Annotated in this window: 17 protein-coding genes; 5 read left to right on the forward strand and 12 right to left on the reverse strand. The window is 71.1% G+C overall.

The features are described from left to right. Window positions 1–36 precede the first annotated feature (36 nt). Both HD601_RS24175 and HD601_RS24180 read left to right on the forward strand, forming a co-directional pair. Window positions 37–2,367: a sensor histidine kinase gene (locus HD601_RS24175; protein ID WP_184826224.1), complete on the forward strand. Its 2,331-nt coding sequence runs from the start codon at window positions 37–39 to the stop codon at window positions 2,365–2,367. Then, on the forward strand, window positions 2,364–3,047 hold the full coding sequence (locus HD601_RS24180; RefSeq protein WP_184826227.1) for a response regulator transcription factor: 684 nt from the start codon (window positions 2,364–2,366) through the stop codon (window positions 3,045–3,047). The genes HD601_RS24175 and HD601_RS24180 overlap by 4 nt, the downstream gene beginning before the upstream one ends. A gap of 7 nt (window positions 3,048–3,054) precedes the next feature. Here HD601_RS24180 and HD601_RS24185 read toward each other — a convergent pair whose 3' ends face one another. Further along, a complete protein-coding gene (locus tag HD601_RS24185) occupies window positions 3,055–4,311 on the reverse strand; it encodes an MFS transporter (protein ID WP_184826229.1) in 1,257 nt (418 codons plus the stop codon). 74 nt (window positions 4,312–4,385) lie between these two features. Between HD601_RS24185 and HD601_RS24190 the strand changes: the two genes are divergently transcribed. Further along, window positions 4,386–5,561 (forward strand): VOC family protein, encoded by a 1,176-nt coding sequence (locus HD601_RS24190; RefSeq protein WP_184826231.1) that lies wholly within the window; start codon window positions 4,386–4,388, stop codon window positions 5,559–5,561. Between the two features lie 11 nt (window positions 5,562–5,572). Here HD601_RS24190 and HD601_RS24195 read toward each other — a convergent pair whose 3' ends face one another. Further along, window positions 5,573–6,598 (reverse strand): glycoside hydrolase family 113 protein, encoded by a 1,026-nt coding sequence (locus tag HD601_RS24195; protein WP_184826233.1) that lies wholly within the window; start codon window positions 6,596–6,598, stop codon window positions 5,573–5,575. A gap of 67 nt (window positions 6,599–6,665) precedes the next feature. Between HD601_RS24195 and HD601_RS24200 the strand changes: the two genes are divergently transcribed. Then, complete coding sequence (locus tag HD601_RS24200; protein ID WP_184826236.1) at window positions 6,666–7,310, forward strand: TetR/AcrR family transcriptional regulator; 645 nt, start codon at window positions 6,666–6,668, stop codon at window positions 7,308–7,310. Between the two features lie 45 nt (window positions 7,311–7,355). After that, on the forward strand, window positions 7,356–8,216 hold the full coding sequence (locus tag HD601_RS24205) for a siderophore-interacting protein (RefSeq protein WP_184826238.1): 861 nt from the start codon (window positions 7,356–7,358) through the stop codon (window positions 8,214–8,216). Window positions 8,217–8,253: 37 nt separating this feature from the next. On the opposite strand, the gene HD601_RS24210 is transcribed toward HD601_RS24205, so the two are convergent. From HD601_RS24210 to HD601_RS24255, 10 genes are all read right to left on the reverse strand, one after another. Beyond that, entirely contained in the window at window positions 8,254–8,601 is a 348-nt protein-coding gene (locus HD601_RS24210; protein WP_184826240.1) for a GNAT family N-acetyltransferase, read from the reverse strand. 110 nt (window positions 8,602–8,711) lie between these two features. Continuing rightward, entirely contained in the window at window positions 8,712–9,341 is a 630-nt protein-coding gene (locus HD601_RS24215) for a TetR family transcriptional regulator C-terminal domain-containing protein (protein ID WP_221441261.1), read from the reverse strand. Between the two features lie 150 nt (window positions 9,342–9,491). Continuing rightward, entirely contained in the window at window positions 9,492–10,679 is a 1,188-nt protein-coding gene (locus tag HD601_RS24220; protein ID WP_221441262.1) for an MFS transporter, read from the reverse strand. 8 nt (window positions 10,680–10,687) lie between these two features. After that, the gene (locus HD601_RS24225; protein ID WP_184826242.1) at window positions 10,688–11,161 is read right to left on the reverse strand and encodes a GNAT family N-acetyltransferase; all 474 of its coding nucleotides are present in this window, start codon (window positions 11,159–11,161) and stop codon (window positions 10,688–10,690) included. Window positions 11,162–11,163: 2 nt separating this feature from the next. After that, the gene (locus HD601_RS24230; RefSeq protein ID WP_184826244.1) at window positions 11,164–11,763 is read right to left on the reverse strand and encodes a uracil-DNA glycosylase family protein; all 600 of its coding nucleotides are present in this window, start codon (window positions 11,761–11,763) and stop codon (window positions 11,164–11,166) included. Window positions 11,764–11,795: 32 nt separating this feature from the next. Next, a complete protein-coding gene (locus tag HD601_RS24235; RefSeq protein ID WP_184826246.1) occupies window positions 11,796–12,053 on the reverse strand; it encodes a DUF6510 family protein in 258 nt (85 codons plus the stop codon). Next, window positions 12,053–12,781, reverse strand: coding sequence for an FAD-binding oxidoreductase (locus tag HD601_RS24240; protein ID WP_184826248.1), 729 nt, complete (start codon window positions 12,779–12,781; stop codon window positions 12,053–12,055). Before HD601_RS24240 ends, HD601_RS24235 begins: the two co-directional genes overlap by 1 nt. 26 nt (window positions 12,782–12,807) lie before the next feature. Further along, on the reverse strand, window positions 12,808–13,401 hold the full coding sequence (locus tag HD601_RS24245; RefSeq protein ID WP_184826251.1) for a molybdopterin-dependent oxidoreductase: 594 nt from the start codon (window positions 13,399–13,401) through the stop codon (window positions 12,808–12,810). A gap of 126 nt (window positions 13,402–13,527) precedes the next feature. Beyond that, window positions 13,528–13,731, reverse strand: coding sequence for a helix-turn-helix transcriptional regulator (locus HD601_RS24250; RefSeq protein WP_184826253.1), 204 nt, complete (start codon window positions 13,729–13,731; stop codon window positions 13,528–13,530). Beyond that, window positions 13,728–14,144, reverse strand: a complete 417-nt coding sequence (locus HD601_RS24255) for a hypothetical protein (protein WP_184826255.1) — start codon at window positions 14,142–14,144, stop codon at window positions 13,728–13,730. The genes HD601_RS24250 and HD601_RS24255 overlap by 4 nt, the downstream gene beginning before the upstream one ends. Window positions 14,145–14,177 lie beyond the last annotated feature (33 nt).

Genomic DNA, 14,177 nt, shown 5'->3' on the forward strand with positions numbered 1-14,177 from the left:
TTTGTGACGGCGGCGAGGAACGGTCACGGGGGGATCATGCGGGACGACGCCGGCGAGCACGGATGGGCCGCGCACACGCTCGACGACTCGATGCAACAGGCCATCGCCGGAGGCATCGCCTCGTGGCAGCTGGTCTCGATCGGTGCGGCGCTGGCGTCGGAGATCTCGCTACCCCTGTGGCCCATCGCCCTCAGCCATCTGACGGTATTCGCGATCGCCGTGCCGATCGTCGCGCGCCGAATGCGGGCGTGGCCGTCGCTCGTCGCGCTCTACGCGGCGACACTCGTCGATTTCCGGGCGATCGGCGATCCGAGCAGCACCTTTTCCTATGTGACCGTCTGGGGGGCGATCATCACCACCGCGACACCCATCCTGATGATTCCCCGACGATCCGCCTGCTGGTTATCGGTGCTGTCCTTGGGCGTCATCACGTCCGGTTCCATCCTCTGGCACACCGATGGGGGCACGGAGCGCCTGGCCATCGTCGTCGCGACCGCGGCGGCACTGACGCTCGCCGCCGTCGTCCTCATGAACGGACTGCAGAAGGTGACCCGCGACACCGACCTCCAGGAGGCGGCCGTCGCCCACGAGCGCCGTGAGCTGATGGTCCGGCGCGCGGTGGCGCACACCGCGGCCGAGGACGCCCGGACGCTGCACGACACGATGATCAACACCCTGAGCGCCGTGGCCAGCGGCGGCGGCGCCGTCAGGGACACGGCGCTCGTGCGGGAGCGGTGCGCCCGAGACGTCCGGACGGTCGAGGCACAGCTCGAGGGACGGCTCGACGGACGGCTCGACGACGCCCCCGGCTTCCGGCTGGCGCCGACCGAGGCCGCCCGGCCCCTGGACGTGCACCGACGCGGCCTGACCGACGACCAGCTGGAGCACTACGCCGCCCGGGTGTCCGGGTCCGTGCCGACGGCGGTGCGGGGCGCGGTGCACGAGCTCCTTCGCAACGCCGCCAAGCACTCCGGCGCCGACTACGTACGCCTGGACGTCCACGTCGACGGCTCGGTGCTGATCGTCGGGGTCTCCGACGACGGAGCCGGCTTCGACGGCCGGCCGATCCCCGGCCGGGGGCTGGCCGAGTCGGTCGTCGCCCGTGCCCGGGACGCAGGCATCGACGTGGCCATCCGCACCGCGCCCGGCGCGGGCACCGCCACGACGTTGAGCATCCCCCTGGATCGGGTGTCGCCGGCGGCCGCGGATCCAGAGGCGAACACCACGGACGCGGCGGTGGTCGTGGGACAGATCAAGCGGACCGCCTGCTGGATCTGGGCCGCGGTCCTGACGGCGTTCGGCCTGGCCAGTGTGGTGATCAGCCGGCCCGACTCCGCCCTCGGCCAGTGCCTGATGCTGGCCGTGGTGGGCTCGCTGTCGCTGGCGGCCTGGCGCTCCTGCCGCGACGGGAGCGCACTGCCGGGCTGGCTGACCCTGCTGGTCGTGGCGAGCATCCCGCTGACGTTCGTGGCGAGCCTCGTCGGCGTCGACTTCGGCTCCGCCGAGGTCAACGACTGGGCGACCATCACCATGACCACCCCGCTGATCCTGCTGCTGGTCACCGTGCGGTCCAAGGCACCGCTCGTCGCCGGGAGCGCTCTGCTGATCCTGACGACCATCGCGACCACCTACGCCGTGTGGCACCTCGCGCCGAGTGCCGCGGGCATCGTGCCGGCCGGGGCCGCGGCCTTGCTCGGGCTGTTCGTCTGCTGGCTCTTCTTCTCCCCCGTCATGGACAGCATCGGAGTGAGGCGGGAGCAGAACCAGCGCGAGTCCGCGAACGCCCGGGCCGAGAGTGCGGCTCGTGACACGGTCGCCGCGGCTCGGGCGCGCTGGACCGCGGCCGGTGTGCGGCGGGCGCTGGCGATCCTGCGCCGGATCGCCGAGGGCGACGCGAATCCCGCCGAGCGCCGGGTGCGGATCGAGTGCGCCGAGGCCGAACGCCACCTGCGTCAGGTGCTGCTGCTCAACCCCGAGATCGTCCGGATGAACCGCTGGATCGGGCAGGCCATGGAGGACGCCCGGTCGAGGTCGGTGTCCCTGACGGTGCGGGGGTGCACCGAGGACGCCGCCGACGAGCAGCAGGCCGAGTCCCTCGGACAGGTGATCGTCGCGGCCGTGCGTGCCACGCCCGAGGGCGCCGAGCTGAGCCTCGGGCTCTTTCCGGACCGCCGGGGGCTCCGCCTGATGATCGTCGGCCCGCGCGGGTGCCTCGCCGCGGTCCCCGCACGGGTCGGGCTGCCGGCCGGATCACCTCTGACCCATCGAGGGCTCGGTGACCAGGATCTGCTGGAACTCTGTGTGGCCAGACCCGACGAGACGCCGTCGGTGACGGGCCGCGCGATCTCCGTGGGCGCGGCCGCGTGACCGACGGGCATGACGAGGCCGCACCAGAGCCGGGGTACTGGCGCGTGGCCCTCGTGGAGGACCATCTGCTGCAACGCCGTCGCACCGAGGAGCTCCTCGGCTCGCACGGCGATCTCCGGATCGTGTCCAGCCTCGAGTCGCTTCCCGACTTCCTCGGCTGGCTGGCGACCGCCGACAGGCAGACCCGGCCGCACCTGCTCGTGCTCGACCTGAGCGTGGACCGCGGACCGAGCGCGGACCCGGCCGACGTCGCGGCGATCGTGGCGTCCGGGATCCGCGTGCTGGTGCTCTCCGCGCTGGCCTCGGCACCGCTCATCAGGTCGGTCGTGCAGGCCGGGGTCAGCGGTGTCGTCGGCAAGCGGGACTCCGAAGAGGACATCCTGGCCGCCGTCTGGGTGGTGCTCGGGCGAGGCCAGTGGATGACGCCCGAGCTGGCCGGCATCATCGCCGGCGACTCGGCCCGCCCCAAGCTGAGCGACCAGGAGGAGAGGGCGCTCGTGCTCTACGCCTCCGGCCTGACCCTCGACGCCGTCGCCCACACGCTCGGCGTCAAACGCGACACCGCCAAGCAGTACCTGGACCGGGTCAAGGCCAAGTACACCGCCGCGGGGCGTCCGGTCCGAAGCAAGCTCGACATCGCCCGCGTCGCCCTCGACGACGGGTACCTCGACGATCTCTGAGGCGGTGCTACGGCCCGAGGGGCGACAGCGCGTCGGCGTCGTCGAGTTCCTCGGGGTTGGGCAGGCTGGACAGGAAGCGGAACGACGCGAGCGTGACCAGCGTCGCCGCCCCGCCGGCGATCAGGAACGGGGCACGCAGATCGATCCGGGCCAGTAGCCCGCCCAGCAACGCACCGAGCGGCATGGTGCCCCACAGCAACGTGCGCCAGGTGCCGTGGACCCGGCCCAGCAGCCGGCTCGGGATCGCAGCCTGGCGCAGCGACATGACCAGGATGTTCCACACCGTCGTGCCGCCGGCGGACACGAGGTAGCCGAACGCGACCACGCCGAGCACCGGGACCGCGCCCATCAGGACCAGCGCCGCCAGCGCGACGGTCTGTGCCACGGCCATCACCGGCCCGGCCCGGTACCGCTCCTTCAGCCGGTTGGCGATCGCGGCGGCGCCGAGCGAGCCCACCGCGCCCGCCAGGATGAACCCGCCGTACCACGCCTCCGGCAGGCCGAGCCGGTCCAGCACGTAGAGCACCATCGTCGCCGTCGCCGCCGAGAACAGCAGCCCGACCACCACGCTGATCATCCAGAGCCGGCGCAGCATCGGCTGGCCCATGAGGTAGCGGAACCCGTCGCTGAACTGCCGGTACCAGGCGACGTGCGGTTCGCCGGTCGGGTCGGTGCGGTGCGCGCCGGCGGCCGCGACGGGGAGGAACACGGCGAGGAGGCCGGCGACCGCGTACGTCAGGACGTTGATGCCGAGCGGCACCACCACCGAGACCGCGAACAGCGCCGAGGTCAGCGGGCCGGACAGGAACCGCTCGACGACGATCTCCCCCGCCTCGACCCGCGAGTTCGCCCGCGGCAGGTCCGGCTTGGCGACGATCGACGGCAGCACCGCACGGAGCGCGCCGTCGTACACCGTCTCGAACGCCCCGTAGACGAACACGACGACGTAGAGCCACCAGATCGTCAACGCGTCCGTGGCGAACAGCACCAGCAGGAGCACCGCGAGCAGCGAGCGCACGCCGTTGGCGAGCGTCATGGCGTGCCGCCGGTCGATGCGATCGAGCAGGATCCCGGCCGGGATGGCGAAGATCAGCCACGGCAGCAGCGCCACCGCCGCGATGCCGGAGACGAGCAGTGGATCGTCGGTCAGCCGCACCGCCAGCAACGGAGCCGCGACCTTCGCGATGCCGTCGCCCAGGCTCGAGCTGACGTTCGCCGCCACGACGTTCCTCAATGCCCGCCCGAGCGGCTGCCGCTGGTCCACCGCGCGAGCCTACGGGTCGGAGGCGCGCGTTCCGACAGCGCTCTGCTGCCGGCAGAGGGCCTACAGTGCCGGGCATGACCGAGTTCGGAGCGGACTGGCGGGTGGTCGACGGCGTTGCGACGGCATGGTTCGACGCGCCGTCGCTGATCGAGGGGGCCGCGTTGGCCGGGCGCATCGCGGAGCTGCCGGCCGAGCTCGTGGTAGACGTCCGCGCGACGGGCCTGCGGGTGCGCCTCGACGCGGGCGAGCACGCCGAGGCGGTGTCGGCGGCCGCGCGCGATCTCGGGCTGTCCGCGAACCCTGCCGTGCTGCAGCACCTGAGCGTCGTGATCGAAACCGCGAACCCGGCCGCGGTGAGGCGGTTCTGGCAGCGCGCGCTCGACTACGCGCCCGGCGAGGACGGCGGCCTGGCCGATCCGTTGCGGCGCGACCCCGCCCTGAGGATCCGGCCGTCGGCCGAGCCACAGCCCTTGCGCAACCGCATCCACCTCGACGTGGTGCGGCCGGCCGCGGCGGTCGAACAGGCGGGCCTCGGCGAGGCGTCCGGACCGTTCGGCGTCTGTCACGCCGACCCCGACGGCAACGAGGTCGACCTGGTGCCGGGCGCGGCGCTCGGCGACGGTACCGGGACGTCCGACTGGCAGGCGGTGTTCAGCGCGATGGCGTGCTACCGCGTCACCTCGCCGGCGCAGCAGGGCGACCTGGCCGCCGCGGCAGCGGCGCTGGCCCACGAGGCCGGCTTCCCGCTGCTGGTCGATCTGCGTCCCGGGCTCGTGATCATCGACAGCGGCAAGGACCAGTGGGAGGACGACGCCCACGGCCTCGGGCTCGACTTCACCGACCTCGCCGACGACCTCCAGACCGCTGCCCGCGAGCTCGGGGCCACCGCGGATCCGGGGCTGCCGCGCTTCGCCCAGCTCTTCCTCGACGCCGCCGACGTCGCCGCGGTCCGCGGGTTCTGGGCCGCCGCCCTCGGCTACACCCCCGACCGGCGCGCCGGGGTCAACGACATCCACGATCCGCGGCGGCTGAACCCGGAGCTGGTGTTCCAGGAGATCGACACGTCGGAGACGGAGCGTCGCCGGCAGCGCAACCGCATCCACGTCGAGCTCGCCGTGCCGGCGGACCTCGCGCGGACGCACCTCGCCACGATCGTCGCCGCCGGTGGCCGGCTCCTCGACGAGTCGGAGGAACGCCGGCGGGTCGCCGACCCCGAAGGCAACGAGCTGGTGATCGTCAGCGGGACCTGAGCGGCGAATGGTCATGGGGAGTAGCTGTCGGCCACCGCGGCGAAGGCGGCCTTGGGCTCCCAGGGCAGGTCGGGGTAGGTGGTGCCGTTGCGGCCTTCGAGCACCTTGACGATGCCCAGGCTGGCGAGGTCGAGGTCCTCACGCGCAGGACCGTCCGGGCGGTGCGGGAGGTTGTGCAGGGCGAAGAGGAACACGAAGGCGCTGTCGACGCCCTCGCTGTCGAAGATCTCCAGCAGCTCGCTCAGGTACGCGGCCTGGCCGGTCTCGTCGCGCTCGTGGTCGCCGGTCAGCCGGAGCGGGACCCCGGTGTCCGGATCGTTCTCGATGATCTCCATGCTGCGCGGCGCCACGTCACCGGCGCCGCGCCAGGTCGCGGTGCCGAAGCCGGTGACGGCGACCGGCTTCGGCTGGGCGGCGAGCGAGCGCACGCCGTCGCGGAACCGGTCGGCGACCTCCGCGGAACGGATCAGTTCGAGGGTCACGACGTCGAACAGGTCCCAGTCGACGCCCTCGAACGGGATGGCGGCATAGGTGACCTTCCCGCCGAAGTGCTTGCGGACGGTGGCCACGGCCTCGCGGAGGAACCCGCCCAGCCGGCGCTGGACGCCGGCGAGCCTCTCGGCCCTGCCCTCCGGGTCGCCCAGCAGCCCGGCGACCCGCTCGTCGGTGCTGTCGCCGGCGACGAAGCCCTGGTTCATGAGGCTCAGCTCGACGCCGGTCACGAACACGACGTCCGCACCACTGGCCCGGACTCGTTCGGCCCGCTCGGCGCAGTCGGCGAACAGGGCGAGCATCTCCTCGGTGGTCAGCTCCAGCGGGTAGGGCGAGAACCAGACCTCCAATCCGAGCTCAGCGGCCCAGCGGGCGGCGAGCTCGAGCCGCTCCGAGTCGCCGCCGACGAGCTGGACGGCGGTGCAGTGCAGATCGTCCCTGATGATGGCCAGCTCCCGCCGCACCCGCGCGGGGTCGAAGGTCTCCACGGAGGTGCCGCCGTTGCGGATGAAGCCGGTGTCGTAGGTCATTCCTTTGCAGCGCATGGCAGGACGCTAACACAAACTTGCGTGCACGCAATTTTGCGTGACGGCAACGTCGTGGAATGCTGAGATGGTGACGGCGGACAGTCCCGGCCTGCGCGAGCGGAAGAAGCTGGCCACCAGAGCAGCGCTCAGCCGGTCGGCGCTGCGCCTGGCCCTGGAGCTCGGCCCCGAGAACGTCCGCGTCGACGACATCGCCGAGGCGGCCGGCGTCTCACCGCGGACGTACAACAACTACTTCTCCAGTCGCGAGCAGGCGATCGTCGCCGCGGTCACCGCGGAACGCGGGACCCGGATCGGCGCGGCCATCGCCGCCCGCCCCGCACGGGACCCGCTCGCCCACGCGGTCATCGACGCCGTCGTCGAGCAGTACACCGATCCCGGGGAGCACGCGCGAGACGTGCTGCTGATGATCACGTCCCACCCCGCCCTGCGGGACTCCTACGCCGACACCGCCACCACCATCGAGGGCCCGGTCGCCGACGCCATCCTCGAACGCGCCGGCGACATCGACCGGCTCACCGCCACGGTGCTGGCCGCCGGCGTGAGTGCGGCCGTCAAGGTCGCGCTGCAGGAGTGGCTGCGGTCGACCTCCGCGAACTCACCGATCAGCGGGCTCGTCGTGCCGTCCGGCTCGCTGCCCGACCTCGTCCGGGCCGCGTTGACGCCGCTGGCGCCGGCCCTCGACGCCGCCGGGCCGCCTGAGGGCGCCTGACTAGGCTCGATGAGAAGGCACGTTCCGAGCACTGAAGGGTTCTCCATGGCCACCGCATCGACGCCCGCCCCGCGCCGCAAGGGCGCGCAGAGCGTGCTCACGGTCGAGGACGGCTGGTGGCTGAGTCCCCGGCTGCGCCGCATCGTCGCCGGTGGTCCCGGCTACGCCACGATCGCCGGCAACGACTTCACCGACGCCTACACCAAGCTCTACTTCGCCCACCCGGGCACCGGCCTCACCCCGCCCTACGACTTCTTCGAACTGCGCCGCACCCTCCCGGCCGAGCAGCTGCCCAGCATGCGCACCTACACCATCCGGCGCTTCGACCCGACCAGCGGTCAGCTCACCATCGACTTCGTGGTCCACGGCGACGAGGGCATCGCCGGCCCGTGGGCGGCCGCGGCCGAGAAGGGTGACACCCTGGTGCTCGCCGGCATCGGCGGTGGCTACACCCCCGACCCGGCGGCCGACTGGCACCTGCTGGCCGGCGACGACGCCGCCATCCCGGCCATCGCGAGCGCCCTCGAGGCCATGCCGCCCGACGCCCGCGGTGTCGCCGTCATCGAGGTCGACGGCGACGACGACCACCTCGCGCTGGCCGCGCCACCCGGAATCGGCGTCGAGTGGCTGCACCGCAACGGCGCCCACGCCGGCACCACCACGCTGCTGCACGACGCCGTTCGCGAGATCACCTGGCACAGCGGACACGTGCAGGTCTTCGCACACGGCGAGCGCGGCGCGATGAAGTCCCTGCGGCCCTACCTGATGACCGAGCGAGGCCTGGACCGATCACACCTCTCGCTCTCGGCCTACTGGGCATACGGCCGGGCCGAGGACGCCTTCCAGGCCGAGAAGCGCGAGCCGATCGGCCAGATCTTCGATCAGACCGGCGACGCAGGTCGTTGACGAACTGGTCCCCCGACGCGGCCGGCCCACGTCGCCCTCAGGCGGAGCGCTCGCGCGGAGGGCGGCCGGGCACCGTCGCACGGCCCGGGAACCGACTGTCGACCAGTTCCTTGTACTCGGGATGATCGGCGATGTAGTCCGCCACGAACGGGCAGTAGTTGGTGAGCTTCAGGTCCTGTGCACGCAGGTCGTCCAGGACGTGCCTCACCAGCCCGGTCGCGATTCCCCGCCCGCGATGGTCGGGCTCGACGATCGTGTGGCTGAGCGTCACGCGTCGACCGGTTCCTTGCGCGTGGTAGACGATCATGCCGACGACCTGTCCATCGACGACGGCCTCGTACGCTCCTGTGTTGCTGGTCTTTCGCACATTCATCTCGGGGCTCACTGTGGCTTCTCCTGACACCGCGTCGCTCCAGCTCGTCGGGCGCGAACCTACATGGACTATATAGTCCAGACCATGTTCGCTCGCATTCCGCCGGGTGAGCAGCGTGCCCCTCAGGTGGTGACGAAGGTTCTGACCTGGCCGAGGGCCATGTCGAGCGCAGTCTCCATGGGTGCGATGTCATGAGCAGCCTGGGCCAGCAGGTAGCCGCCCTGCAGCGCTGCCATCAGCCCGGTCGCGAGCTTCCGAGGGTCGGCGTCGGCGGCCAGTGTCCGGGCCTCCTGCATGCGGCGCAGGCCGGCTTCGATGAGCCCTTCCCACTCGCCGAAGGTCTCTGCCAGGGCCGATCGGGCGACGTCGTCCTGGTCGGACACCTCGACGGCGAGCGAGCCGAGCATGCAGCCGTGCGCGCCCTTCTGCAGGGCGTTGCGCTGGACGAGAGCGTCCCTCCACCGCAGCAGCCCGTTGAACGATCTGAGGCGTAGCAGCGCGGCCTGCTCGCGCTGCATGATCTGCTCCGCGCGCAGTGCGACCACGGCGCGCACGAGCTGCTCCTTGTCGGCGAAGTGGTGGTAGAGCTGGGACTTGCTCGTGCCACTCGCGGCGCGGACCTCGTCCAGAGTGGTCGAGCTGACCCCTTTCACGTACATGAGCTCGGCCGCGGCCGCGATGATGCGCTGCCTCGTCGCCGCGCCGCGCGGCGTCAGCCTCGACACCTCTTCAGCGCTCTGCGACCTGGTCACGCACGCAAGGCTACCGGCCCGAACGATCGAACGCCGGTTCCAGTGGTCCTGGACCCGCGCCACGGAAGCCCGCGCGACCCGACGCTGCGGTGCGATGGAACTGGACCATGGAGACCCGCGTGGCCACGCCACGACGTCACCTCGGCTCACTCACCGTGGATTGCGTGCGGCGACGGCGGTGAACAGGGTGGCGACGATGGCGAGTGCGCCGTACCCGGTCGCGATCTGCGGCAACGAGTACGTCTGGGAGAGCTGGCCGGCGAGGAGGCTCGGGAAGGCGGCGGCGCTGTAGCAGATGAGATAGATGGCGCTGAAGATCGGAGCTCGATCGGCGACGGTGCTTCCGTGCAGCAGGCCGCGGGTGGCGGCGCTGATGGCCACGCCTTGGCTGGCGCCGGCGACGATGGTCGCGGCGATGAACAACGCCAGCGCGCCGGTGGCGATCGCGGTGATGATGCCGATCATTCCGGCGAGGAAGGCGAGCATGCCCAGGCGTTGGGCCGCCGCTGGTGTGAACCGGCCGCCGAGAGGAGCGCCCAGCGCGCTCGGGGCCATGTAGGCGGCGAACACCAGTCCCAGGACGAGCGGGCTGCGGGTGTGGAGTCGATCCTCGACCAGCGCTGGCACGAAGGCCTGGTAGAAGGCCCCGGTCGCCCAGGTCGACAGGAACACCGCGGCCGCGACGGGGAGTAGCCGCCGGACGCGGGCCGGAACCCTGACGCTGGGCCGGAGTGATCGCCAGGCACCCGGCGTCGGAGTCACGGTCTCCGGGCTGATGGCGACGAGCGCGGCGGACAGCAGCACGAGGCCGCCGGCCACCAGAAAGACGAGCTCGCGCGGCCAGGGGCCGAACTGGACCAGGGCACCCGAGCCGATGGCGCCGACGGCGAGACCCAGCATGGGCGTCTGGCTGGAGGCGACGGAGGCCAGCCACGCCGGCCTGGTGGGTGCGGCGTCGACGATGTAGGAGGTGACGCTGCTGCTGGCCAGCCCGGCGCCGAGGCCCATGAGCAGCCGGCCGGCCAGCAGGGCGCCGGTGTCGTGCACGTTCAGCAGCAGCAGACAGCCCAGCAGGAGGAGGCCCAGGCTGGCGATCGAGGTGGGCCGTCGACCCAGATGATTGGACAGCTGTCCCAGCACCAGCAGTGCGGCGAGGGTGGGCAGGTCGTAGGCGACGATCGCCAGCGAGATGTCGGCGTTGGTGAACCCGTCCTCGGCCCGGTACGTGTTGAACAGCGGGATCGGCGCGGCCGACGCGGCGAAGACGGCCGCCAACGAGACCACCGCCGACAGGAACGCCAGCCGGAGCGATCTCCTGCGGCCGGTCCGGCTGATCACTGCCACGGCTATGCCAGGTCACGCTCGAACGCCGTGAGCTCCTCGTCGTGGTCGTCTTCCGCGGGCTCACGCTCGGGGTGGGCGCCGGCGCCGGGACGGACCTCGTCGATGAGGTCGGCGTACTCGGGGTGGCGGGCGATGAACACGCCCACGACCGGGCAGATGATGGTGATCGTCTTCCCGCTTTCGCGGATCTCGTCCAGGACACGGGCGACGAGTTCCGTGGCCACGCGGTTGTTGCGGTAGGCGGGGTCGACCCAGGTCGACAGCAGCACGACGCGACCGCCCACGAACCGGTACGGGAGCTCGGCGATCGCTTCGGCGCCGAGCGTGGCGATCCAGCGGCCGTGCTCGGCGTCGTTGAGGACATCGAGCTGCCAGGTGGACTCCACGTCGCTGAGGCTCTTCTGGTCCAGAGCAGCGATGAGCGCGGCGTTGTTCTCTTCACGGGCTGCTGCTTCGGCCTCGAGATCGATCATCATCGTCACACTTTCTGTCGGGGTTCCAGCAGGACCGAGACCTGGCGGGCCAGCTCGGGAACGACCTCGTCCGTGAACCACGGGTTCTTGGCGTGCCAGCCGTAGTTCAACGGGGACGGGTGCACCAGCGGGAACTCGGCGGGGAGGTACTCGCGATAGGAGCGCACGGTCTGGGTGAGGTTCGCCTGGGCCCGCCCCGCGAGGTAGTACCGCTGCGCGTAGGCACCGATGAGCACGCGAAGCGCGATGTCCGGCATCGCGGCGAGGATCCGCGGATGCCACCGCGGGGCGAAGTCCTTACGCGGGGGCAGGTCGCCCGACGTGCCCTTGCCCGGGAAGTAGAAGTCCATCGGCACGACGGCGAACAGCTCGGGGTCGTAGAACTGGTCGTCACTGACACCGAGCCACGAGCGCAGACGTACGCCGCTCGCGTCGTCCCACGGAATGCCGCTCTCCTGGGCGCGCCGGCCCGGCGCCTGGCCGATGATCGCGATCCGCGCTGACGTGGACCCGGCCCACACCGGGCGGTAGCCGAGGTCACGTGCCCAGGCGTTGGACGGGTCGGACGTCAGCTCGTCCACGACAGCGCTCAAGGCGTCGGCCATCAGCACTCCGGGCTCTGTGGTGGGGATGTCGGTCACTTCGGTAGTGCGATGGCGCTCAGCCCGGACAGGCTCAGGTAGACCTTGTCCCCGGCGTCGACGATGGCTGCCAGGACGTGATCACACGACCGGCAGCGTGCGACGAGGCCGGGGGCGTCCGCGTAGACGACGGCCTCCGCGATCGGAGCCACCCGACCGCAGTTCGTGCACCGGGCCCGCAGGTCGGTGGCGTCGGGCACGAACAGGTGGGCGAGTGCGCCCGCGAGGACATTGCCGTCGAGCCGGGTCGTCATCAGAGGCCTCCGAATCGTTCGGTGAGGATGTCGTGTGCCGCGTGCCCGAGCTCCAGCAACCAGGCCACCACCGTCTCCACGAAGCCCGTGGATCCGCACACGAAGATGCGTGGACGCTCATGCGGCGCGAACGTCGTGGACGCCAGCGAGTCCCTGGTGAGACGCCCGGCCGGCTCGTCCCATCCCGGTGGCGCCTGGCGCGTGTAGACGTGGTCGACGGCGAACGACGGCCCCGCGAGCGCGGCGAGCTCGTCGCGGAAGTAGACGTATGCCGGAGTTCGCACGGAGTAGAGGAGACGGAACGGCGACGGGTCCGACGCGGCCGCGTGGGCAGCCGCCATGGCGTAGAGCGGGACCACACCCGATCCGCCGGCGATGAGCTGGACCGGGCGGCCGCTCTGGCCCGGACGCCAGACGAAGTACGAGCCCAGCGGCCCGTGGATCTCGAGCTCGTCGCCGGCCAGTACCTCGCGAACGAGGAACGGGGAGACCTCGCCGTCGGGCAGCTCGTCGATCCCGAGGACGACCCGTCCCGGTTCGGACGTGGCGACCGAGTAGGAGCGGGTCGCCTGATAGCCGTCCGGTGCGGTGAGGCGCACGTCCAGATGAGTGCCCGCCTCGCTGCCGGGCCAGGTGGGGACGTCGAGGACCAGGCGCACGGCGTTCGGAGTCTCCGGCCGGGTCTCGACGACGGTGGCGACGTGCCAGGCCGGGCGTCGATGACGCATACGCGGGAGCGGCGCCGTCCGAGCACTCACGAGTAGCGCTCTTCCTTCCACGGATCACCGTAGAGGTGGTAGCCGTACTGCTCCCAGAAGCCCGAGTCGTTCGTCGGCATCATCGTCAGGCCGCGGATCCACTTCGCGCTCTTCCAGAAGTAGAGGTGCGGGACGAGCAGGCGCGCCGGGCCGCCATGCTCGGGGTCGAGGGGCTCTCCTTCGGCCTCGATCGCGATCCATGCCTGGCCGTCGAGGAGGTCCTCGAGCGGAAGGTTCGTGGTGTAGCCACCGTAGGACCGCGCCATGACGTACGCGTCCTCGGTCTCGACGTTCTCGAAGAGCTTGTCGAGGCTGACGCCACGCCACGACATGTCGAGCTTCGACCAGTGGGTGACGCAGTGGATGTCGACCGTGATGTCCTCGACCCCGAGCGCGAGGAGCTGGTCCCAGCTCCAGTGGTGCTCGGTGCCGCCTTCGTCGCGGATGACGAAGTCCCAGGTGTCCGTGTGCACGTTGGGCGTGGGGCCCGCCGAGAGGACCGGCCACCTCTGGACCAGCGTCTGCCCGGGCGGGAGCCGGTCGTCCGGTTCACGCCGTCGTCCGGAGAAACCACGAGTCGTCAGAGACAACGCTCACTCCCATCATCCGTGCCGCGCCGCTATCCGTGTGGACTATACAGTCCGTCTCGTCCCGCGACCACGGCGGCCAGACCCTGGGCAAGTGCATGCAGTGGACGATCCAGTCCACCAAGGCAGCTACGTGGGGGGTTGATCGTCGGTGAAGATGTCCTCGATCGTCAGGTCGAACAGCCTGGCGATGCGGAACGCGACGGGCAGGCTCGGGTCGAACTTCCCCGTCTCGATCGCATTGATCGACTGTCGCGATATCCCGACACGCTGAGCCAGGTCGGCCTGCGTCCAGGAGTGTTCGGTTCGGAGCTCCGCGATGCGGTTCCTCATCGGTACCTGATCGAGCCGACGACGAAGGCGATCACGTAGACGACGCCCAGAAGCGCCGGAAAGGCCGCGGCGTTGACGTCGTAGGCAACCAGGCCACCGGCATCGGCGACGAAGTAGCTGAAGCCGACGACCCAGCCCACGCCGAGCGTGACCGCCAGGGCGTCCTGCATGATCTTGCGCTGCAGGTCGTCGAGCGCCCGGAGAAAGCGCGCGAAGGCGACGATCCAGGCGATGCCGACGAGAGCGTTGGCTCCGACCGCGGCCCAGCTCGCCACTGATCGCTGCTCGCCCCACAGCTCGGGTCCGAACCTCGCCGCGGCAAGCGACGCCGCCCAGGCCAGTGTCCAGAGCGCGAGCTGAGCGGCGGCCCGGTTCGACTGCCGGTAGCTCGTGGCCTCACTGTGTGCCTGCATGGACCGCTCCCCTCGTTCCTCGTGTCAAGTGTG

Origin of the sequence: Jiangella mangrovi (genome assembly GCF_014204975.1) — a bacterium.
GTDB classification, from domain to species: Bacteria; Actinomycetota; Actinomycetes; order Jiangellales; family Jiangellaceae; genus Jiangella; species Jiangella mangrovi.